The organism is Streptomyces sp. PL-25 (genome assembly GCF_058344915.1).
In genome coordinates, this window is the sequence record NZ_CP136997.1 from 5,558,763 (window position 1) to 5,581,773 (window position 23,011).

Here is a 23,011-nt window from a genome sequence, read left to right on the forward strand (position 1 = left end):
AATTACGGGGAAGCATTCACGGAGAGTTTGATCCTGGCTCAGGACGAACGCTGGCGGCGTGCTTAACACATGCAAGTCGAACGATGAACCACTTCGGTGGGGATTAGTGGCGAACGGGTGAGTAACACGTGGGCAATCTGCCCTGCACTCTGGGACAAGCCCTGGAAACGGGGTCTAATACCGGATACGAGTCTCCAAGGCATCTTGGAGACTGTAAAGCTCCGGCGGTGCAGGATGAGCCCGCGGCCTATCAGCTTGTTGGTGAGGTAGTGGCTCACCAAGGCGACGACGGGTAGCCGGCCTGAGAGGGCGACCGGCCACACTGGGACTGAGACACGGCCCAGACTCCTACGGGAGGCAGCAGTGGGGAATATTGCACAATGGGCGAAAGCCTGATGCAGCGACGCCGCGTGAGGGATGACGGCCTTCGGGTTGTAAACCTCTTTCAGCAGGGAAGAAGCGAGAGTGACGGTACCTGCAGAAGAAGCGCCGGCTAACTACGTGCCAGCAGCCGCGGTAATACGTAGGGCGCAAGCGTTGTCCGGAATTATTGGGCGTAAAGAGCTCGTAGGCGGCTTGTCACGTCGGTTGTGAAAGCCCGGGGCTTAACCCCGGGTCTGCAGTCGATACGGGCAGGCTAGAGTTCGGTAGGGGAGATCGGAATTCCTGGTGTAGCGGTGAAATGCGCAGATATCAGGAGGAACACCGGTGGCGAAGGCGGATCTCTGGGCCGATACTGACGCTGAGGAGCGAAAGCGTGGGGAGCGAACAGGATTAGATACCCTGGTAGTCCACGCCGTAAACGGTGGGCACTAGGTGTGGGCGACATTCCACGTCGTCCGTGCCGCAGCTAACGCATTAAGTGCCCCGCCTGGGGAGTACGGCCGCAAGGCTAAAACTCAAAGGAATTGACGGGGGCCCGCACAAGCGGCGGAGCATGTGGCTTAATTCGACGCAACGCGAAGAACCTTACCAAGGCTTGACATACACCGGAAAACTCTGGAGACAGGGTCCCCCTTGTGGTCGGTGTACAGGTGGTGCATGGCTGTCGTCAGCTCGTGTCGTGAGATGTTGGGTTAAGTCCCGCAACGAGCGCAACCCTTGTCCCGTGTTGCCAGCAGGCCCTTGTGGTGCTGGGGACTCACGGGAGACCGCCGGGGTCAACTCGGAGGAAGGTGGGGACGACGTCAAGTCATCATGCCCCTTATGTCTTGGGCTGCACACGTGCTACAATGGCCGGTACAATGAGCTGCGATACCGTGAGGTGGAGCGAATCTCAAAAAGCCGGTCTCAGTTCGGATTGGGGTCTGCAACTCGACCCCATGAAGTCGGAGTCGCTAGTAATCGCAGATCAGCATTGCTGCGGTGAATACGTTCCCGGGCCTTGTACACACCGCCCGTCACGTCACGAAAGTCGGTAACACCCGAAGCCGGTGGCCCAACCCCTTGTGGGAGGGAGCTGTCGAAGGTGGGACTGGCGATTGGGACGAAGTCGTAACAAGGTAGCCGTACCGGAAGGTGCGGCTGGATCACCTCCTTTCTAAGGAGCACATTCTCACCGTTTCGGCTGCAGAGGCCAGTACATCGGCGAATGTCGACTGGTTGCTCATGGGTGGAACGTTGACTACTCGGCACGGATGGTTCTGAGGATCACTAGTACTGCTTCGGCGTGGAACGTGGGTCTGAGGGTGAGTCTGTGTCGGGCACGCTGTTGGGTGTCTGAGGGCATGGCCGTAAGGTCTGTCTTCGGGTTGCCGGCCCCAGTGCACTCGGGATGTTGTCCCGGGGTGATGGGTGGTTGGTCGTTGTTTGAGAACTGCACAGTGGACGCGAGCATCTGTGGCCAAGTTTTTAAGGGCGCACGGTGGATGCCTTGGCACCAGGAACCGATGAAGGACGTGGGAGGCCACGATAGTCCCCGGGGAGTCGTCAACCAGGCTTTGATCCGGGGGTTTCCGAATGGGGAAACCCGGCAGTCGTCATGGGCTGTCACCCGCTGCTGAACACATAGGCAGTGTGGAGGGAACGCGGGGAAGTGAAACATCTCAGTACCCGCAGGAAGAGAAAACAACCGTGATTCCGGGAGTAGTGGCGAGCGAAACCGGATGAGGCCAAACCGTATGCGTGTGAGACCCGGCAGGGGTTGCGTATGCGGGGTTGTGGGATCTCTCTTCTACGGTCTGCCGGCCGTGGGACGAGTGAGAAACCGTTGATGTAGGCGAAGGACATGCGAAAGGTCCGGCGTAGAGGGTAAGACCCCCGTAGTCGAAACATTAGCGGCTCGTTTGAGAGACACCCAAGTAGCACGGGGCCCGAGAAATCCCGTGTGAATCTGGCGGGACCACCCGCTAAGCCTAAATATTCCCTGGTGACCGATAGCGGATAGTACCGTGAGGGAATGGTGAAAAGTACCCCGGGAGGGGAGTGAAATAGTACCTGAAACCGTGTGCCTACAAGCCGTGGGAGCGTCGGATGCAGCTTGCTGTATCTCGTGACTGCGTGCCTTTTGAAGAATGAGCCTGCGAGTTTGCGGTGTGTTGCGAGGTTAACCCGTTGTGGGGTAGCCGTAGCGAAAGCGAGTCCTAACAGGGCGGTGGAGTAGCACGCTCAAGACCCGAAGCGGAGTGATCTAGCCATGGGCAGGTTGAAGCGGAGGTAAGACTTCGTGGAGGACCGAACCCACCAGGGTTGAAAACCTGGGGGATGACCTGTGGTTAGGGGTGAAAGGCCAATCAAACTCCGTGATAGCTGGTTCTCCCCGAAATGCATTTAGGTGCAGCGTCGTGTGTTTCTTGCCGGAGGTAGAGCACTGGATAGGCGATGGGCCCTACCGGGTTACTGACCTTAGCCAAACTCCGAATGCCGGTAAGTGAGAGCGCGGCAGTGAGACTGTGGGGGATAAGCTCCATGGTCGAGAGGGAAACAGCCCAGAGCATCGACTAAGGCCCCTAAGCGTACGCTAAGTGGGAAAGGATGTGGAGTCGCAGAGACAACCAGGAGGTTGGCTTAGAAGCAGCCACCCTTGAAAGAGTGCGTAATAGCTCACTGGTCTAGTGATTCCGCGCCGACAATGTAGCGGGGCTCAAGCGTACCGCCGAAGTCGTGTCATTCACATAATAGCCCAACGGGTGTGATGGGTAGGGGAGCGTCGTCTGCCGGGTGAAGCGGCACTGGAAGGTAGTCGTGGACGGTTGACGAGTGAGAATGCAGGCATGAGTAGCGATTCACACGTGAGAAACGTGTGCGCCGATTGACTAAGGGTTCCTGGGTCAAGCTGATCTGCCCAGGGTAAGTCGGGACCTAAGGCGAGGCCGACAGGCGTAGTCGATGGATAACCGGTTGATATTCCGGTACCCGCTGTGAAGCGTCAAACATCGAGCATCGTGATGCTAAGGCCGTGAAGCCGCCCTGATCTCTTCGGAGTTGAGGGGAGTGGTGGAGCCGCTGAACCGAGCGGTTAGTAGGTGAGTGATGGGGTGACGCAGGAAGGTAGTCCATCCCGGGCGGTGGTTGTCCCGGGGTAAGGGTGTAGGCGCGAGGTAGGTAAATCCGCCTTGCATATGGCTGAGACCTGATGCCGAGCCGATTGTGGTGAAGTGGATGATCCTATGCTGTCGAGAAAAGCCTCTAGCGAGTTTCATGGCGGCCCGTACCCTAAACCGACTCAGGTGGTCAGGTAGAGAATACCGAGGCGTTCGGGTGAACTATGGTTAAGGAACTCGGCAAAATGCCCCCGTAACTTCGGGAGAAGGGGGGCCATGTCTGGTGATCGGATTTTCTCCGTGAGCTGGGGGTGGCCGCAGAGACCAGCGAGAAGCGACTGTTTACTAAAAACACAGGTCCGTGCGAAGCCGTAAGGCGATGTATACGGACTGACGCCTGCCCGGTGCTGGAACGTTAAGGGGACCGGTTAGCTCCATTTCGGTGGGGCGAAGCTGAGAACTTAAGCGCCAGTAAACGGCGGTGGTAACTATAACCATCCTAAGGTAGCGAAATTCCTTGTCGGGTAAGTTCCGACCTGCACGAATGGCGTAACGACTTCTCGACTGTCTCAACCATAGGCCCGGTGAAATTGCACTACGAGTAAAGATGCTCGTTTCGCGCAGCAGGACGGAAAGACCCCGGGACCTTTACTACAGTTTGATATTGGTGTTCGGTTCGGCTTGTGTAGGATAGCTGGGAGACTTTGAAGCGTGCACGCCAGTGTGTGTGGAGTCGTCGTTGAAATACCAGTCTGGTCGTGCTGGATGTCTAACCTGGGTCCGTGATCCGGATCAGGGACAGTGTCTGATGGGTAGTTTAACTGGGGCGGTTGCCTCCTAAAGGGTAACGGAGGCGCCCAAAGGTTCCCTCAGCCTGGTTGGTAATCAGGTGTTGAGTGTAAGTGCACAAGGGAGCTTGACTGTGAGACCGACGGGTCGAGCAGGGACGAAAGTCGGGACTAGTGATCCGGCGGTGGCTTGTGGAAGCGCCGTCGCTCAACGGATAAAAGGTACCCCGGGGATAACAGGCTGATCTTCCCCAAGAGTCCATATCGACGGGATGGTTTGGCACCTCGATGTCGGCTCGTCGCATCCTGGGGCTGGAGTCGGTCCCAAGGGTTGGGCTGTTCGCCCATTAAAGCGGTACGCGAGCTGGGTTTAGAACGTCGTGAGACAGTTCGGTCCCTATCCGCTGTGCGCGTAGGAGTCTTGAGAAGGGCTGTCCCTAGTACGAGAGGACCGGGACGGACGAACCTCTGGTGTGCCAGTTGTTCTGCCAAGGGCATGGCTGGTTGGCTACGTTCGGGAGGGATAACCGCTGAAAGCATCTAAGCGGGAAGCCTGCTTCGAGATGAGGGCTCCCACCCACTTGATGGGGTAAGGCTCCCAGTAGACGACTGGGTTGATAGGCCGGATCTGGAAGCACGGTAACGTGTGGAGGTGACCGGTACTAATAGGCCGAGGGCTTGTCCTCAGTTGCTCGCGTCCACTGTGTTGGTTCTGAAACCACGAACAACCCCATGTGCCACACATGGTGCGGTTGATTGTTTCATAGTGTTTCGGTGGTCATAGCGTGAGGGAAACGCCCGGTTACATTCCGAACCCGGAAGCTAAGCCTTACAGCGCCGATGGTACTGCAGGGGGGACCCTGTGGGAGAGTAGGACACCGCCGAACAATTATTCAAAAGGGTTGGACCCCGAACTTCGGTTCCGGGTCCAACCCTTTTTTGTTTCCGGCCACTTGGCGTTCACATGGCCGGGCCAGCATCCGCGGCATGGGTACTGCTGCACTGCTCAGGGCCGCCGGCGTCGGAGTCGGTGACGAGGTCGTCGTGCCGGCGTTCGGAAACGTGGAGGTCGCGGAAGCGGTCGTCCAGACCGGTGCGCTGCCGGTGTTCGCCGACATAGACCCCGTGACGTACTGCCTCGACGCGTCGGCGGTCGAGACGGCCCTGACCGCGCGTACGGCGGCCGTGGTCGTCGTGCACCGCTTCGGGCGGTCAGCGGACCGGGCGCGGCTGCACGCGGCCGGACAGCGGCACGGACTGCTGGTGCTGGAGCACGGCGAGTCCGAGGCGCCGCACGAGGAGACGCCACAGCGCCGGGAGCGAGCCGCCTATCTGGACGCGCGGCTGCGGGGCGTACGGACGCCCGACGGGGGCGACGGGCACACCTACCAGCAGTACGTGGTGCGGGTACCGGGGAACGGCCGGCCGGATCGCGACGCGTTCGCACGGGCCGTACGCGCCAAGGGAGTCGACTGCCGGGTCCCCGTGAAGACGCCCGTGCACCGGCTGCCCGGGTTCCGCCGCTGCGTGTCGCTGCCGGAGACGGAGCGGGCCGCGGCGGAGACGCTGGCGCTGCCGGTGGACGCTTCTCTGACGCGGCGGGAGATGCAGCGGATCGTCACCGCGTGCAATGCGCTCGGCGGACCGGTCGTGGTTGGGAGCACGGCTGTGTTCGGGGTATGATCTATTCCGTTGCCGAGGGGGAAACCCCGAAAAGGTGACAGGCCCCTATAGCTCAGTCGGCAGAGCGTCTCCATGGTAAGGAGAAGGTCAACGGTTCGATTCCGTTTGGGGGCTCCGACAGAAAAGACCCCGCCCTTTCGGGCGGGGTCTTTTGCGTTTTCGGTGGGTTTCGGTGAGCGGGGGAGGGTGCGGGTCCCCCGGCGGGGGACCCGCCGGGGTCAGGAGTTGAGCACCTCCGGGACGCGCATGGCCAGGATCGCCATGTCGTCGGACGGCGCGTCAGACGCGAAGCGCTCCACGGCCCGCATGATGCGGGCGGCGACCGCGCCGGCCGTCAGTCCCGTGCAGGTGGTGAGGACGTCCGCGAGGCCGTCGTCGCCCAGCATGCGGGTGCCCTCGCGGCGTTCGGTGACGCCGTCGGTGACGCAGAGCAGGACATCGCCCGGGTCGAGCGTGACCGACTGCTCGTACAGCTCCAGGTCCTCCATGACGCCGAGCAGCGGCTGCGGTTCGGCGGCCGGTTCGACGGTGCCGTCCTGGCGCAGGCGCAGCGGCAGCGGATGGCCGGCGCACACCACCTTCAGCTGGGCGCTGCCGTCCTCCTGGGGCCACAGCTCGCCGTAGAGGAGTGTCAGGAAGCGGCTGCGGGCGCCCTCGTCGAGGATCGCGGAGTTCAGGCGTTCCAGGACCGCGGGGCCGCCGTAGCCCTCGCGGGCCAGCAGCCGCAGGGCGTGCCGGGCGAGGCCGGTGACGGCCGCCGCCTCCGGGCCCGTGCCGCAGACGTCGCCGATGGCGAAGCCGTAGGCGCCGTCGCGGATGGGGAAGAGGTCGTAGAAGTCGCCGCCGACCTCGTTGCCCTCACCGGCCGCGCGGTAGATGACGTCGACCTCCACGCCGTCGATCTGGGGCAGGCCCGGCGGCAGCAGGCTGCGCTGGAGGGACTGGCTGATGGCGGTGCGCTCGGAGTAGAGGCGGGCGTTGTCCAGGGCGAGCGCGGCGCGGCGGCTGAGGTCCTCGGCCAGTTCGAGGATCTCCTGGCGGAAGTGCTCGTCGGTGGGCTTGCCGAGGGTCAGCATGCCGATGACGCGGTTGCGGGCGACCAGGGGCAGGACGACCGTCTCGCCGCCGACCGCCGCGGCGGTGGCGAGGGTCGGGCCGATGGTCGTACCGATGCGGTGGTGCGAGTCGCCCAGGCTGAGGCTGCGCATGGAGGTGCGCAGGGCTGCCTGGTGGGCCGCCTCGCCGGGCGCGGACCAGACGCGGGCGCCGGGGGTCGGCACCGGGTCGGGTGGGGCGATCTTCGACAGCAGGGACTTGATGCCGTCGATGAGTTCCTCGTCCTCGTGCAGGACGTAGGACAGGTAGGGCTCGGACGCCTGGTCGGCGATCGTGTAGACGGCGCACCAGGTGGCCAGGGTGGGGACCGTCATCTGGGCCATCAGGGCGAGGGTCTGGTCGCGGTCCAGGGTGCCGGCCAGCAGGTCGGACGCCTCGACGAGGAAGCTCAGCGAGCCGCGGCGCAGCCGTTCCAGCTCGCCGAGGCGGGCCGATTCGACGGCCAGGGCGATGCGGTCGGCGGCGAACTGGAGGCGCAGCGCCTCCTCGTTGGAGTATCTGCCGGACGCCTCTGCGGCGACGCCGAGGGATCCGGTGAGGCGGCCCTCGACCTTCAGCGGGACCGTGACGACGGAGCGCATGCCCGTACCGCCGAGCAGGGGCACGGCGCCGGGGGCGGCGGTCAGGTCCTCGTGGACGGCGGGCATCCGGGCCGAGCCGTAGCGGCCGGGGCCGGCCTCGACGGGGACGCGGGCGAAGCGCTGGCGGGCGGAGGGCAGGCCGGTGGAGGCGCGGACCTCCAGTTCCGTCTCGTCGTCGGTCGCCAGGAGCAGGAAGGCGGCGTCGCCGTCGAGCATGTCGCGAGCGCGTTCCACTGTGCGCTGGAGGAGGCCGTCGAGGTCGTCGGGGGCGGGGGAGCCGATGAAGACCTCGAAGGGGTCGGTGCCGCTGCCGTCCGCCGAGCCGGACTTGGTGTCGCCGGAGGAGGCGGCGCGGACCGGGGTCTGGAGCACGGCGCGCTCGTGGTCGCGGACGAGCAGGCAGACCGTCGAGGGTTCGCCGCCGGTGTCGCGGACGCGTAGATGGGAGGCGTAGACCGGGATGACCCGGCCGTGGGCGCCGCGGATGCCGTAGCTGCCCTCCCAGCGGGACAGGCGCAGCGCCTCGGCGATGCCGGTGCCGGTGCCGGGCGTGTGCGGCCAGGCCGCGAGGTCGGTGAGGGGCTTGCCGGTCACCTGTTCGGCGGAGTAGCCGAAGAGTTCCTCGGCGTCGTCGTTCCAGGCGGTGATGGCGCCGCCGCGGTCGATCTGGACGACGGCGACGCGGACCCGGCCGTCGGCGAGCGGGAGCATCTCGGCGGGCAGGGAGGGTCCGGCGGTGCGGGTGCCGACCGGGCGTTCGGGCAGGTCGAGGCGGAACCAGACGTTCTTGTGGGTGGGCGTGTACTCCACGCCCCAGCGGCCGGCGAGGGCCGCGCACAGTTGGAGCCCGCGTCCGCCCTCGCGGTCGGGGCTGCCCATGGAGACGGCCGCGCTCTGCAGCGGGACCTCGCGCTCGGGGTAGCGGTCGGAGACCTCGATGCGCACCCCGTGGTCGCTGCGCAGGCACAGGACGTCCGCCGCGGTGCCGGCGTGCACGACGGCGTTGGTGACCAGCTCGCTGGTGAGGACCACGGCGTCGTCGACGATGTCGCCGAAGCCCCACCCTTGCAGGGTGTCGCGGACGAAGGAGCGGGCGGTCGCGACCGATCGCCCCAGTGGCTCGAAGCTGGCGGCCGCGCGCGCGGTGATCACAGAACTCCTCGTCCGGTCGTCGGCATCTCGGCCCCCGCGGCCGCCCGGTTCGCCCCGCTGCTCCGGCAGCTGGTGAGCGTTCGGCCCCGTCGGCCGTGGCTCCGGGGGCTGTCCCCCGGGGATCACTCCGGTGGTCATGTGTGCGGATGCCCTCCGATGCCCGCTTGTCTCCCTGCCACCGTCCAGGCCGGACGGACCGTGGCTGGACAGCCGCATGCAAGGTTACTTACCTTCGCCGTCCGTGCGGATGCCGGTCACCAGTGTTTTCGCCCGGAGGGTGTGCGGACGGTGTGCGAAGCTGCCGAACTGTTATGGCCTGGTTCCGCAGGGGTGAAACACTGGGCAGGCTTCTGTTGACGGTGCGGACGGGCCGAGTGCGGTCCCCGTATGCGGGGCAGCAACCCCTGGTGGGGCTGTGACCCCGGGTGCGGCCCGGTCGTACCGGGGCGGAAGCGGCGCGGTAGTGACGAGGGCACGTGCCGGGACGACGGACCAGTCGTACCGGAGCGGCGTCATCGGATCGGCAGGACCGGCAGCAGTATCCGGAGCACAGCAGTGACGGTCGACCCCTGCGGGAGGGACACAGTGGAGTCTGGCGCAGCGACGCGGGGCACGAAGACGCGCGCGAAAGGCGGTCAGTCCGGGCAGTCCCTGAGCAGTCGGCGCACGCCGAGGGGCGCGACGACGACGGTCGACACGGCCGCCCTGAACCGGCTGCTGGCCGCGCTGGTGGGGATGCGGGACGGGAACTTCCGCAAGCGCCTCACGGTGTCCGGGGACGGCGTGATGTCGGAGATCGCCGCGGTCTTCAACGAGGTGGCCGACCGCAATCTGCACCTGACCGGTGAGCTGTCGCGGGTACGGCGCGTGGTGGGACGTGAGGGAAAGCTCACGGAGCGGCTGGAGACGGGCGCCTGCGAGGGCTCCTGGGTCGCCGCGATCGAGAACTCCAACGCGCTGGTCGACGATCTCGTACGGCCGGTCTCCGAGGTCGGCCGGGTGCTGTCGGCGGTCGCCGAGGGTGATCTGTCGCCCCGGATGGAGCTGCGCACGCAGGCTCCGGAGGGGGCCGGGCATCCGCTGCGTGGCGAGTTCCTGAAGGTGGGCCGGACCGTCAACAACCTGGTCGACCAGTTGTCCGCGTTCACCGACGAGGTCACGCGCGTGGCCAGCGAGGTGGGCACCGAGGGCAAGCTGGGCGGTCAGGCGCGGGTGCGCGGTCTGTCGGGTTCCTGGAAGGACCTCACGGACTCGGTGAACACCATGGCGTCCCGGCTGACGGCGCAGGTGCGGGACATCGCGCTGGTGACCACGGCGGTGGCCAAGGGCGATCTGTCGCGGAAGGTCACGGTGGACGTGGCCGGGGAGATGCTGGAGCTGAAGAACACCGTCAACACGATGGTGGACCAGCTGTCCGCGTTCTCCTCGGAGGTGACGCGGGTCGCCCGTGAGGTGGGCACGGACGGCATCCTGGGCGGCCAGGCGCATGTGCCGGGTGTCGACGGCACCTGGAAGGAGCTCACCGACTCGGTGAACCTGATGGCCGGGAACCTGACGGCCCAGGTGCGCGGGATCGCGCAGGTCACCACCGCGGTGGCCAACGGCGATCTGTCGCAGAAGGTGACCGTTCCGGCGCGCGGCGAGGTCGCGCGGCTTGCCGAGACGATCAACCAGATGACCGAGACGCTGCGGATCTTCGCGGACGAGGTCACCCGGGTGGCCAACGAGGTCGGTGCGGAGGGCAGGCTCGGCGGGCAGGCGATCGTGCCGGGCGTGGCCGGGACGTGGAAGGACCTGACGGACTCCGTCAACACGGTGTTCCGGAACCTGACCACGCAGGTGCGGGACATCGCCGCGGTGACGACGGCGGTGGCCAGCGGTGACCTGTCGCAGAAGGTCACCGTGGACGTGGCCGGCGAGATGCTGGAGCTGAAGAACACCGTCAACACGATGGTCGACCAGCTGTCGGCGTTCGGCGCCGAGGTCACCCGGGTCGCGCGGGAGATCGGCGTCGAGGGCGAGCTGGGCGGCCAGGCGCAGGTGCCGGGCGCGGCGGGCACCTGGAAGGACCTGACGGACTCCGTCAACACCGCGTTCCGCAACCTCACCGGCCAGGTGCGCAACATCGCGCAGGTGACGACGGCGGTGGCCAACGGCGACCTCTCCCAGAAGGTCACCGTGGACGTCTCCGGTGAGATGCTCCAGCTGAAGAACACCGTGAACACGATGGTGGACCAGCTGTCCTCGTTCGCCGACCAGGTGACCCGGATGGCCCGTGACGTGGGCACCGAGGGGCGTCTGGGCGGCCAGGCGCGGGTGGACGGCGTGTCGGGCACGTGGAAGGAGCTGACGGACTCCGTCAACTCCATGGCGTCCAACCTGACGGGCCAGGTGCGCAACATCGCCCAGGTGACGACGGCGGTGGCCCGCGGTGATCTCTCGCAGAAGATCGACGTGGACGCGCGCGGCGAGATCCTGGAGCTGAAGAACACCATCAACACGATGGTCGACCAGCTCTCCGCCTTCGCCGACCAGGTGACCAAGGTGGCGCGCGAGGTGGGCACCGAGGGGCGGCTCGGCGGCCAGGCGCAGGTGCCCGGCGTCGCCGGTGTGTGGCGGGACCTGACCGACTCCGTGAACGGCATGGCGGGCAATCTGACCTCGCAGGTGCGCAACATCGCGCAGGTCGCCACCGCCGTGGCCCGGGGCGACCTCTCGCAGAAGATCACCGTGGACGCGCGCGGGGAGATCCAGGAGCTCAAGAACACCCTGAACACCATGGTGGACCAGCTCTCCTCGTTCGCCCAGGAGGTCACCCGGGTGGCCCGCGAGGTGGGCACGGAGGGCATCCTGGGCGGCCAGGCCGAGGTGCAGGGCGTGGCCGGCACCTGGAAGGACCTCACCCAGTCGGTGAACTTCATGGCGAACAACCTGACCATCCAGGTCCGCAACATCGCCGAGGTCACCACCGCCGTCGCCAAGGGCGACCTGTCGAAGAAGATCACCGTCGACGCCAAGGGAGAGATCCTCGAACTCGTCACCACGGTGAACACGATGGTCGACCAGCTGTCGTCCTTCGCCGAGCAGGTCACGCGGGTCGCCCGCGAGGTGGGCACGGAAGGCATCCTCGGCGGTCAGGCGCACGTGCGGGGCGTCGTCGGCATCTGGAAGGACCTCAGCGACAACGTCAACCTGATGGCCAACAACCTGACCATGCAGGTGCGCAACATCTCCCAGGTCGCGGCGGCGGTCGCCAACGGCGATCTGACGCGGACGGTGACGATCGAGGCGCGCGGCGAGGTCGCGCAGCTCGCCGACACCTTCAACACCATGGTGAAGACGCTGAGTTCCTTCGCCGACCAGGTGACCAAGGTGGCCCGCGAGGTGGGCACCGACGGCATCCTGGGCGGGCAGGCGTACGTGCCGGGTGTGGCGGGGACCTGGAAGGACCTCACCGAGTCGGTGAACCAGATGGCGTCCAACCTGACCGGTCAGGTGCGCAACATCGCCATGGTGACCACGGCCATCGCCAAGGGCGATCTCACCAAGAAGATCGACATCGACGCGCGCGGGGAGATCCTGGAGCTGAAGACGACCATCAACACGATGGTCGACCAGCTGTCCAGCTTCGCCGAGGAGGTCTCGCGCGTGGCCCGCGAGGTGGGCACCGAGGGGCAGCTCGGCGGCCAGGCGCGGGTGCGGGACGTCGACGGCACCTGGCGGGACCTGACCGAGTCGGTGAACGAGATGGCCGGGAACCTGACCCGGCAGGTGCGGGCCATCGCGCGCGTGGCGACCGCCGTGACCCGCGGCGACCTCAACCTGAAGATCGACGTGGACGCCTCCGGGGAGATCCAGGAGGTCCAGGACTCGATCAACAAGATGATCGCCAATCTGCGCGACACCACGATCGCCAACAAGGAACAGGACTGGCTCAAGGGCAATCTGGCCCGGATCTCCGCGCTGATGCAGGGCCGCCGCGACCTGGTGGACGTGGCCTCGCTGATCATGAGCGAGCTGACTCCGGTGGTCTCCGCGCAGCACGGCGCCTTCTTCGTCGCCATGCCGCTCGCCGACGACAAGGACCTCGGCGGTGACCAGGAGGACGCCTACGAGCTGCGGATGCTCGGCTCCTACGGCTACTCGATGGGCTCCATGCCGACCTCGTTCCGGCCCGGTGAGGCGCTGATCGGGACGGCCGCCGAGGAGAAGCGCACGATCCTGGTGGAGCGGGCGCCCAGCGGCTATCTGAAGATCTCCTCCGGGCTCGGCGAGGCGCCGCCCGCGCAGGTGATCGTGCTGCCGGTGCTGTTCGAGGGCAAGGTGCTGGGCGTGATCGAGCTGGCGTCGTTCACGCCGTTCACGCACATCCAGAAGGACTTCCTCAACCAGATCGCGGAGATGATCGCGACCAGCGTCAACACCATCTCCGTCAACACCAAGACCGAGCAGCTGCTCAAGCAGTCCCAGGAGCTGACCGAGCAACTGCGCCTGCGCTCCGAGGAGCTGGAGCAGCGGCAGAAGGCGCTCCAGGCGTCCAACGCCGAACTGGAGGAGAAGGCCGAGCTGCTGGCCCAGCAGAACCGCGACATCGAGGCGAAGAACTCCGAGATCGAGGAGGCCCGGCAGGTCCTGGAGGAGCGCGCCGAGCAGCTCGCGGTGTCCATGCGCTACCGCAGCGAGTTCCTGGCCAACATGTCGCACGAGCTGCGCACGCCGCTGAACTCGCTGCTGATCCTGGCCAAGCTGCTCGCCGACAACGCGGAGGGCAACCTCTCCCCGAAGCAGGTGGAGTTCGCCGAGACGATCCACGGCGCGGGCTCGGACCTGCTCCAGCTGATCAACGACATCCTGGACCTGGCGAAGGTCGAGGCGGGCAAGATGGACGTCTCCCCGACGCGCATCGCCCTCGTCGAGCTGATCGACTACGTGGAGGCCACCTTCCGGCCGCTGACCGCGGAGAAGGGCCTGGACCTGTCGGTGCGGGTGTCGCCTGAGCTGCCGGCCACGCTGCACACCGACGAGCAGCGGCTCCTCCAGGTGCTGCGCAATCTGCTGTCCAACGCGGTGAAGTTCACCGACTCGGGCTCCGTCGAGCTGGTCATCCGGCCCGCGCGCGGTGATGTGCCGCAGGCGATCCGGGAACAGCTGCTGGAGGTCGGCTCGCTGTCCGATCCGGACATGGAGATGATCGCGTTCTCGGTGACCGACACCGGTATCGGCATCGCGGCCAGCAAGATGGGTGTGATCTTCGAGGCGTTCAAGCAGGCCGACGGCACCACCAGCCGCAAGTACGGCGGTACGGGCCTGGGGCTGTCCATCTCGCGGGAGATCGCGCAGCTGCTGGGCGGCGAGATCCACGCCCAGAGCGAGCCCGGCCGCGGCTCCACGTTCACGCTCTATCTGCCGCTGCACCCGGGGGACCTGCCGCCGCACGGCTACCAGCAGCCGGTGTCCGCCCTGGACACCGACGACCTGGTGGAGGCCGGCGAGCCGCGGCTGACCGAGCTGCCCGGCGTGTCGCACGCCTCCGAGCTGTCGGCGGCCCAGGTCGAGACACCGGCCGAGGTGAAGTCGTACCAGGAGACGCAGAACGGCGCCGCCGCGCTGTTCCGGCGCCGCCGCAGGGCGCTGCCCGCCGCCGGGCAGCAGGGGCCCGAGGACGGGCCGGAGCAGTGGTCGCCGCAGATCGCGGAGCCGTCCGGGACGCCGCAGCAGAACCGGGACGTGCGGTTCGGCGGCGAGAAGGTGCTCATCGTCGACGACGACATCCGCAACGTCTTCGCGCTGACCAGCGTCCTGGAGCAGCACGGTCTGTCGGTGCTGTACGCCGAGAACGGCCGCGAGGGCATCGAGGTCCTGGAGCAGCACGACGACGTGGCGGTGGTGCTGATGGACATCATGATGCCGGAGATGGACGGGTACGCGACGACCACGGCGATCCGCAGGATGCCGCAGTTCGCGGGGCTGCCGATCATCGCGCTGACCGCGAAGGCCATGAAGGGCGACCGGGAGAAGGCGATCGAGTCGGGCGCCTCCGACTATGTGACCAAACCGGTCGATCCCGATCATCTGCTGGGCGTGATGCGGCACTGGATGGGCGAGGAGTGACACGGTTGCGGGGCCCGCGGTGATCCGGGTCCCGGTTCCGGGAACTTTCCCGGACAGCCGGGAGTTGTCGGTTCGGGGTCCCCGATGCCGTGTAGAGACACGGGATTCGGGGAACCTTCTGGTCTCGCGTCGCGTTTCCGCTGCGTGCACTGTGACATCGCGGTGACAGGGTGTGGTGACAGGCGGGGTGCGGCTACGATGACCGGCACAAGGACGGGCGGCGCAAGGAAGTCGTCCCCTGGGCGGCACTCACCGGTGCTGCCCCGATTCCTGCGGACAGGGGCGGCCCCAAGCCGGGGCGAGGAGGGCGGGCCATGGTGCAGAAGGCCAAGATCCTCCTGGTCGATGACCGGCCGGAGAATCTGCTGGCGCTGGAGGCCATCCTCTCCGCGCTCGATCAGACGCTGGTGCGGGCATCGTCCGGGGAGGAAGCGCTCAAAGCGCTGCTCACGGACGACTTCGCGGTCATTCTGCTGGACGTCCAGATGCCGGGCATGGACGGTTTCGAGACGGCCGCGCACATCAAGCGGCGGGAGCGGACCCGGGACATCCCGATCATCTTCCTCACCGCGATCAACCACGGACCGCACCACACCTTCCGCGGCTACGCGGCGGGCGCGGTGGACTACATCTCCAAGCCGTTCGACCCGTGGGTGCTGCGCGCCAAGGTCTCCGTCTTCGTCGATCTGTACATGAAGAACTGCCAGCTGAAGGAGCAGGCGGCGCTGCTGCGGCTCCAGCTGGAGGGCGGCGGCCGGGGCGCCGTCGGCGAGGGCAAGGAGGCGGCCGGACTGCTCGCCGAGCTGTCCGCGCGCCTGGCCGCGGTCGAGGAGCAGGCGGAGGCGCTGTCCAAGCAGCTCGACGACGACTCGGCGGACGCCGCGGCGGTGGCGACCGCGGCCCATCTGGAGCGCAAGCTCACCGGTCTGCGCCGCGCACTGGACGCGCTGGAGCCGGGCACGGGCAGCGCCTCCTCGCTCCCGTCGCAGAACTGACGGCCACCGGCGGCGCGTTGGGGCCGCCGGGTGGAGCCGGGGGGAGCGCCCACCGGGCGTCCGGGGCGCGGCCGTACGGCATGTGAGCCCTGGTCAACTGCCGCAACGACAGCCACGACACGAACGGGTGAAGCAGAGGGCACACGTGTCCGGCGCCGCCTCCGGCGGTAATCTCGCCCCTATGGCCTCACGTCCCTCCGCAGCCAACAAGCCGCCCGCGAAGAAGGCGGCCGCTTCCGCGAAGGCTCCGGCGAAGAAGGCCGCCGCCAAAAAAGCCCCGGCCAAGAAGGCTCCCGCGAAGAAGGCACCCGCCAGGAAAGCCGCCGCGGCCAGGCCCGCGCCCCGGCCGGCGCCGAACCCCACCGGGGGCGTGCTCCGCGTCGTACGCGCCCTCTGGCTCGGCCTCGCGCATGCCGTCGGCGCCGTCTTCCGCGGCATAGGGCAGGGCGCGAAGAACCTCGACCCCGCGCACCGCAAGGACGGCATCGCCCTGCTGCTGCTCGCCGTCGCGCTGATCGTCGCCGCCGGCACCTGGGCCGATCTGCGCGGTCCCGTGGGCGATCTGGTCGAGATCCTGGTCACCGGCGCCTTCGGGCGGCTCGACCTGCTGGTGCCGATCCTCGTCGGGATCATCGCCGTCCGCTTCATCCGGCACCCGGAGAAACCCGAGGCCAACGGCCGGATCGTGATCGGCCTGTCGGCGCTCGTCCTCGGCGTGCTCGGCCAGGTGCACATCGCTTGCGGCTCGCCCGCCCGCAGCGAGGGCATGCAGGCGATAAGGGACGCCGGAGGTCTCATCGGCTGGGGCGCGGCGACCCCGCTGACGTACGCCATGGGCGAGGTGCTGGCCGTCCCGCTGCTGGTACTGCTGACCGTGTTCGGACTGCTGGTCGTCACCGCCACCCCCGTCAACGCCATCCCGCAGCGGCTGCGGCTGCTCGGCGTGAAGCTGGGCCTGCTGCCCGACCCGGAGGACTACGAGGACGCCGGGTACGGCGAGTACAGCGAGGACGACGCGCGCTACGACGAGCAGTGGCGCGAGGCCCTGCCCGCGCGCCCCCGCAAGCGCCGCAGCGCCCCCCAGGACCAGGGCTACGACCCCGAGAGCGCCGAGCAGGAGGCGCTCGCCAAGCGGCGCGGCCGGCCCCGGCGCTCCGCCGTGCCGCAGCCCGACATGGAACGGCAGATGGACGCGGTGGACGTGGCCGCCGCTGCCGCCGCCGCGCTCGACGGCGCCGTCCTGCACGGCATGCCGCCCTCCCCGGTGGTGGCCGACCTCACCCAGGGCGTCACCGTCGGCGACCGCGCCGAGACCCCCACCCCCACGCCCACCCCGGTCCCGGCCGCCCGCCCCGAGCAGGACGCGCCCGCCGCGCGCCCCCCGAGCGAGCCGGCGCCGAGCGGTGCCACGGCGGGCCCCACCGGAGCGGGCGCCCCCGCGCGCCCGGCGGCCGGCAAGCCGCCCGCCGGGGTCCCCGACCTCACCAAGGCCCCGCCCGCCCAGACCCACGACCTGCCGCCGCGCGCCGAACAGCTCCAGCTCTCCGGCGACATCACCTACGCCCGGCCGTCCCTGGACCTGCTGGAGCGGGGCGGCCCCGGCAAGGCGCGCAGCGCCGCGAACGACGCCATAGTGCACGCGCTGACCACCGTCTTCACCGAGTTCAAGGTCGACGCGCGCGTCACCGGCTTCACCCGCGGCCCGACGGTCACCCGCTACGAGGTCGAACTCGGCCCGGCCGTGAAGGTCGAGCGGATCACCGCGCTGGCCAAGAACATCGCCTACGCCGTCGCCAGCCCGGACGTGCGGATCATCAGCCCGATCCCCGGCAAGTCGGCGGTCGGCATCGAGATCCCCAACACCGACCGGGAGATGGTCAACCTCGGTGACGTGCTGCGCCTGGCGGCCGCGGCCGAGGACGACCACCCGATGCTCGTCGCGCTCGGCAAGGACGTCGAGGGCGGCTATGTGATGGCCAACATCGCGAAGATGCCGCACATCCTGGTGGCCGGTGCCACCGGCTCCGGCAAGTCGTCCTGCATCAACTGCCTGATCACCTCGATCATGATGCGGGCGACCCCGGAGGACGTCCGCATGGTCCTGGTCGACCCCAAGCGCGTCGAGCTGACCGCGTACGAGGGCATCCCGCACCTGATCACGCCGATCATCACCAACCCCAAGCGGGCCGCCGAGGCGCTCCAGTGGGTCGTGCGCGAGATGGACCTGCGCTACGACGACCTGGCCGCCTACGGCTTCCGGCACATCGACGACTTCAACGCGGCCGTGCGCAGCGGCAAGGTGAAGTCCCCGGAGGGCAGCGAGCGCGAGCTGCAGCCGTACCCGTACCTGCTGGTGATCGTGGACGAGCTGGCCGACCTGATGATGGTCGCGCCGCGCGACGTGGAGGACGCGATCGTGCGCATCACGCAGCTCGCGCGCGCGGCCGGCATCCACCTGGTGCTCGCCACCCAGCGGCCCTCGGTGGACGTCGTCACCGGTCTGATCAAGGCGAACGTGCCGTCCCGGCTGGCCTTCGCCACCTCCTCGCTCGCCGACAGCCGGGTCATCCTCGACCAGCCCGGCGCCGAGAAGCTGATCGGCAAGGGCGACGGGCTGTTCCTGCCGATGGGGGCGAGCAAGCCGACCCGGCTGCAGGGCGCCTTCGTCACCGAGGCCGAGGTCGGGGTGGTCGTCCAGCACTGCAAGGACCAGATGACGCCGGTGTTCCGGGACGACGTCGTCGTCGGCACCAAGCAGAAGAAGGAGATCGACGAGGACATCGGCGACGACCTCGACCTGCTGTGCCAGGCGGCCGAGCTGGTGGTCTCCACGCAGTTCGGGTCGACGTCCATGCTCCAGCGCAAGCTGCGCGTCGGCTTCGCCAAGGCCGGCCGGCTGATGGACCTGATGGAGTCGCGGAACATCGTCGGGCCCAGCGAGGGGTCCAAGGCGCGCGACGTGCTCGTGAAGGCCGACGAGCTCGACGGTGTGCTGGCCGTGATTCGGGGCGAGGGCGAGGGGTAGGCGCAAGGAGTCCGCCGGGGCCGACGGCCGCCCGGCGGACACCGGTGCCGCGAGCGGGCGGCGGTCGGGCCGCCCGGTGGTCCGGCCGGCCGGGGTCACCCGTCGTGATCCACCCGTTAGCCGGCGCCGGGCAACCGTTTCGCCTGGCCGTACGTCAACGTGGGCAGGACACCGGATGCGGGTCCCCCCATCGGCTCCGCACCCGTCCCACCATCGGATTGTCCGGCCATTCCGATGGCGTACAAAGTACCGCCGCCGGGTCGCTCCACCCTTCGGCACACCCCTAGACTGAACCTCCAGCACAGGCGGCTACACGCTCGAAAGGCGCCCCCGTGTCCATCGGCAACTCCCCTGAAGACGAGCGTCCGTTCGAAGACGTTTCCGAGGAAGCCGGCCCCTCCGTCGGCCGATCCCTCAAGGACGCCCGGCTTGCCGCCGGGCTCACCGTCGACGAGGTCAGCACCGCCACCCGCGTCCGTATCGCCATCGTGCACGCCATCGAGGCCGACGACTTCGCCCCGTGCGGCGGGGACGTCTACGCCCGGGGACACATCAGGGCCCTGGCGCGCGAGGTGGGCCTCGACCCCGCCCCGCTGCTCGCCCGCTTCGACGCCGGCCACGGCGGCCGCCCGGCGCCGACCCCGGCCGCCCCGCTCTTCGAGGCGGAACGCATCCGCCCCGAGCGCCGCGGACCCAACTGGACCGCCGCCATGGTCGCCGCGATCGTCGTGGTCGTCGGCTTCGTCGGCTTCACCGCCTTCAAGGGCGGCGACGACGGCGACGCCAGTGCCAAGGCGCAGGCCGCCGAGGGCTCCACCGCCTCCACGAGCACCCCGCCCTCGCCCGCCCCCAAGCACACCAAGCCCGCCGACCCCAAGCCCGCGCCCTCGGACAGCGCCATCGCCGCCGCGCCCCAGGACAAGGTGACCGTCCAGGTCAGCGCGCCCGACGGCCGCAGCTGGGTCTCGGCCAAGGACCACAACGGCCGCATGCTCTTCGACGGCCTGCTGAACAAGGGCGAGTCCAAGACCTTCCAGGACAGCACCAAGATCAACCTGATCCTGGGCGACGCCGGGGCGGTGCAGCTCTACGTCAACGGCAAGAAGATCGAGGACCAGTTCCAGTCGGGCGCGGTGGAACGCCTCACGTACACCAAGGGCGACCCCCAGGTCGGGTGACATCGCGACCGGCCCGCGACCGGGATCCCGCCAGGCAGGAGAAGACGGGACCGGCCACACTCGGCCAACCCCGTCGACGTGGGGTGTCGGCGGGACAAAGTAGTCTTGAGCCCATGCCTGAACGCCGTACCGTCGCACTCGTCACTCTCGGCTGCGCCCGTAACGAGGTGGACTCGGAGGAGCTCGCAGGCCGTTTGGAGGCGGACGGCTGGCAGCTCGTGGAGGACGCCGCGGACGCCGATGTCGCCGTCGTCAACACCTGTGGCTTCGTGGAAGCCGCCAAGAAGGACTCCGTCGACGCCCTCCTGGAGGCCAACGACCTCAAGGACCACGGCAGAACCCAGGCCGTGGTCGCCGTCGGCTGCATGGCCGAGCGGTACGGCAAGGAACTCGCCGAGGCCCTTCCCGAGGCCGACGGCGTGCTCGGCTTCGACGACTACGCCGACATCTCCGACCGCCTCCAGACCATTCTGAGCGGCGGCATCCACGCCGCCCACACCCCCCGCGACCGCCGCAAACTGCTGCCGATCAGCCCGGCCCAGCGCCAGGAAGCGGGCACCGAGGTCGCCATCCCGGGCCACGGACCCGCCGACCTGCCTGAGGGCGTCGCGCCCGCCTCCGGGCCGCGCGCACCGCTGCGCCGCCGGCTGGACGGCGCCCCGGTCGCCTCCGTCAAGCTCGCCTCCGGCTGCGACCGCCGCTGCTCCTTCTGCGCCATCCCCTCCTTCCGCGGCTCCTTCATCTCGCGCCGCCCCAGCGACGTGCTGAACGAGACGCGGTGGCTGGCCGAGCAGGGCGTCAAGGAGATCATGCTGGTCTCCGAGAACAACACGTCCTACGGCAAGGACCTCGGCGACATCCGCCTGCTGGAGTCCCTGCTGCCCGAGCTGGCGGAGGTCGACGGCCTGGAGCGGGTGCGGGTCAGCTACCTCCAGCCCGCCGAGATGCGGCCCGGCCTGATCGACGTCCTCACCTCCACCCCGAAGGTCGCCCCCTACTTCGACCTCTCCTTCCAGCACTCCGCGCCCGGCGTGCTGCGCGCCATGCGCCGCTTCGGCGACACCGACCGCTTCCTGGAACTGCTGGACACCATCCGGTCCAAGGCGCCCCAGGCCGGCGTGCGCTCCAACTTCATCGTCGGCTTCCCCGGCGAGTCGGAGGCCGACCTCGCCGAGCTGGAGCGGTTCCTCACCGGCGCCCGCCTCGACGCCATCGGCGTCTTCGGCTACTCCGACGAGGACGGCACCGAGGCCGCCACCTACGAGAACAAGCTGGACGAGGACGTCGTCGCCGAGCGGCTTGCCCAGGTCTCCCGGCTGGCCGAGGAACTCGTCTCCCAGCGCGCCGAGGAGCGCGTCGGCGAGACCGTGCGGGTACTCGTCGAGTCCGTCGACCCCGGGGAAGGGGTGTACGGCCGGGCCGAGCACCAGGCGCCCGAGACCGACGGCCAGGTGCTGCTCACCGGCGGCACGGGCCTGGCCGTCGGCCGTATGGTCGAGGCGAAGGTGGTCGGCACCGAGGGCGTCGACCTGGTCGCCGAGCCGCTGGCGGATCCGCTCGGGTGGAGTGAGGAGGCGGGCAGATGACGGGAGTCCCGGCATCCGCGGCGGGCGGCGCCCCCGGGGCGCGGCCCACGGCCCAGCAGGTGTCCGCCGCCATGACCTCCGGCACCGGAGGGCAGGGAGCCGAGGGCGCCGAGCCGGAGCAGGACGCCGGCAGACCCGCGCGCGGCGGCAAGATCACCGCCGCCGCCGTCAACCAGGCGAGCGTGTGGAACGTCGCCAATCTGCTGACCATGCTGCGGCTGCTGCTGGTGCCCGCCTTCGTGGCCCTGATGCTGGCCGACGGCGGCTACGACCCGGCCTGGCGCTCGTTCGCCTGGGCCGCGTTCGCCGTCGCCATGATCACCGACCTGTTCGACGGTCATCTGGCCCGTACGTACGACCTCGTCACCGACTTCGGGAAGATCGCCGACCCCATCGCCGACAAGGCGATCATGGGGGCGGCGCTCATCTGTCTCTCCGCCCTCGGCGACCTGCCCTGGTGGGTGACCGCGGTGATCCTCGGCCGGGAACTCGGCATCACCCTGCTCCGTTTCCTGGTCATCCGCTACGGCGTCATCCCCGCGAGCCGCGGCGGCAAGCTCAAGACCCTCACCCAGGGCGTGGCCGTCGGGATGTACGTGCTGGCGCTGACCGGCTGGCTGGCCACGCTGAGGTTCTGGGTGATGGCCGCGGCCGTGGTGCTGACCGTGGTGACCGGCCTGGACTATGTGAAACAGGCCATTGTGCTGCGCAGGCAGGGAATCGCCGAGCGCACGGCGGCGTTGAAGGAACCGGAAGCGTGAGTTCGTACGCCATCGACGTGGTGGAACTACTGACCGTGAGGGGTGAGACGCTCGCAGTGGCGGAGTCGCTGACCGGTGGCCTCGTCGCGGCGGACATCACCTCGGTCCCCGGGGCCTCCAAGGTCTTCCGGGGTTCGGTCACCGCCTACGCCACGGACCTCAAGCACCGCCTGCTCGGCGTGGACGCCACTCTGCTGGCGCAGCGCGGGGCGGTGGATCCGCAGGTCGCGGCCCAGATGGCCGCCGGCGTGCGCGAGGCGCTGGGTGCGGACTGGGGCATCGCGACCACGGGCGTCGCCGGCCCCGAGCCCCAGGACGGACAGCCGGTCGGCACGGTCTATGTGGCCGTGGCGGGCCCGCCGCACGCCGAGGACGGCGCGACGGGTGGCGGGAAAACAGCCGCACTGCGGTTGAACGGCGACCGGGCGGACATTCGTATGGAGAGTGTACGGAGCGTACTCGCGCTGCTTCTGGAGCGGACTGCGGGCGAACACACCGGAAATGAGCGGGCACAGGATACGGAACGGAACGGGGGGTTCTGATGTTTGCAGCC

At 68.2% G+C, this 23,011-nt stretch carries 9 protein-coding genes, 1 tRNA gene and 3 rRNA genes; 12 read left to right on the forward strand and 1 reads right to left on the reverse strand.

Annotated elements, in window-relative coordinates; translation table 11 throughout:
- Nucleotides 1–15: 15 nt before the first annotated feature.
- From R4Z62_RS25090 to R4Z62_RS25110, 5 genes are all read left to right on the forward strand, one after another.
- Nucleotides 16–1,540 (forward strand): 16S ribosomal RNA (locus R4Z62_RS25090).
- A 301-nt stretch (nt 1,541–1,841) separates the two neighbouring features.
- A 23S ribosomal RNA gene (locus R4Z62_RS25095) occupies nt 1,842–4,956 on the forward strand.
- Between the two features lie 84 nt (nt 4,957–5,040).
- Nucleotides 5,041–5,157, forward strand: a 5S ribosomal RNA gene (rrf, locus tag R4Z62_RS25100).
- The 16S, 23S and 5S rRNA genes sit together here, the layout of an rRNA operon.
- Nucleotides 5,158–5,272: 115 nt before the next feature.
- Entirely contained in the window at nt 5,273–5,953 is a 681-nt protein-coding gene (locus R4Z62_RS25105; protein WP_491521923.1) for a DegT/DnrJ/EryC1/StrS family aminotransferase, read from the forward strand.
- A gap of 41 nt (nt 5,954–5,994) precedes the next feature.
- Nucleotides 5,995–6,067 (forward strand) — tRNA-Thr (locus R4Z62_RS25110).
- A 104-nt stretch (nt 6,068–6,171) separates the two neighbouring features.
- On the opposite strand, the gene R4Z62_RS25115 is transcribed toward R4Z62_RS25110, so the two are convergent.
- Nucleotides 6,172–8,940, reverse strand: a complete 2,769-nt coding sequence (locus tag R4Z62_RS25115; RefSeq protein ID WP_064535577.1) for a SpoIIE family protein phosphatase — start codon at nt 8,938–8,940, stop codon at nt 6,172–6,174.
- A 447-nt stretch (nt 8,941–9,387) separates the two neighbouring features.
- On the opposite strand from R4Z62_RS25115, the gene R4Z62_RS25120 reads away from it, so the two are divergent.
- From R4Z62_RS25120 to R4Z62_RS25150, 7 genes are all read left to right on the forward strand, one after another.
- The gene (locus R4Z62_RS25120) at nt 9,388–14,913 is read left to right on the forward strand and encodes a HAMP domain-containing protein (protein ID WP_491520944.1); all 5,526 of its coding nucleotides are present in this window, start codon (nt 9,388–9,390) and stop codon (nt 14,911–14,913) included.
- A 314-nt stretch (nt 14,914–15,227) separates the two neighbouring features.
- Complete coding sequence (locus tag R4Z62_RS25125) at nt 15,228–15,908, forward strand: response regulator (RefSeq protein WP_064535579.1); 681 nt, start codon at nt 15,228–15,230, stop codon at nt 15,906–15,908.
- A 181-nt stretch (nt 15,909–16,089) separates the two neighbouring features.
- A complete protein-coding gene (locus R4Z62_RS25130; protein ID WP_491520945.1) occupies nt 16,090–18,933 on the forward strand; it encodes a DNA translocase FtsK in 2,844 nt (947 codons plus the stop codon).
- 332 nt (nt 18,934–19,265) lie between these two features.
- Nucleotides 19,266–20,111: a helix-turn-helix domain-containing protein gene (locus R4Z62_RS25135; RefSeq protein ID WP_064535581.1), complete on the forward strand. Its 846-nt coding sequence runs from the start codon at nt 19,266–19,268 to the stop codon at nt 20,109–20,111.
- A 113-nt stretch (nt 20,112–20,224) separates the two neighbouring features.
- Nucleotides 20,225–21,697, forward strand: a complete 1,473-nt coding sequence (gene rimO / locus R4Z62_RS25140; protein ID WP_491520946.1) for a 30S ribosomal protein S12 methylthiotransferase RimO — start codon at nt 20,225–20,227, stop codon at nt 21,695–21,697.
- A complete protein-coding gene (pgsA, locus tag R4Z62_RS25145; RefSeq protein WP_491520947.1) occupies nt 21,694–22,458 on the forward strand; it encodes a CDP-diacylglycerol--glycerol-3-phosphate 3-phosphatidyltransferase in 765 nt (254 codons plus the stop codon). Before rimO ends, pgsA begins: the two co-directional genes overlap by 4 nt.
- On the forward strand, nt 22,455–23,000 hold the full coding sequence (locus R4Z62_RS25150; RefSeq protein ID WP_398337286.1) for a CinA family protein: 546 nt from the start codon (nt 22,455–22,457) through the stop codon (nt 22,998–23,000). The genes pgsA and R4Z62_RS25150 overlap by 4 nt, the downstream gene beginning before the upstream one ends.
- The last annotated feature ends 11 nt before the right edge of the window (nt 23,001–23,011 follow it).

Coding starts and splice junctions, on each gene's coding strand:
- R4Z62_RS25115 (WP_064535577.1), bottom strand. CDS start 8,940: ATGACCACCGGAGTGATCCCCGGGGGACAGCCCCCGGAGCCACGGCCG.
- pgsA (WP_491520947.1), top strand. CDS start 21,694: ATGACGGGAGTCCCGGCATCCGCGGCGGGCGGCGCCCCCGGGGCGCGG.
- R4Z62_RS25125 (WP_064535579.1), top strand. CDS start 15,228: ATGGTGCAGAAGGCCAAGATCCTCCTGGTCGATGACCGGCCGGAGAAT.
- rimO (WP_491520946.1), top strand. CDS start 20,225: ATGCCTGAACGCCGTACCGTCGCACTCGTCACTCTCGGCTGCGCCCGT.
- R4Z62_RS25130 (WP_491520945.1), top strand. CDS start 16,090: ATGGCCTCACGTCCCTCCGCAGCCAACAAGCCGCCCGCGAAGAAGGCG.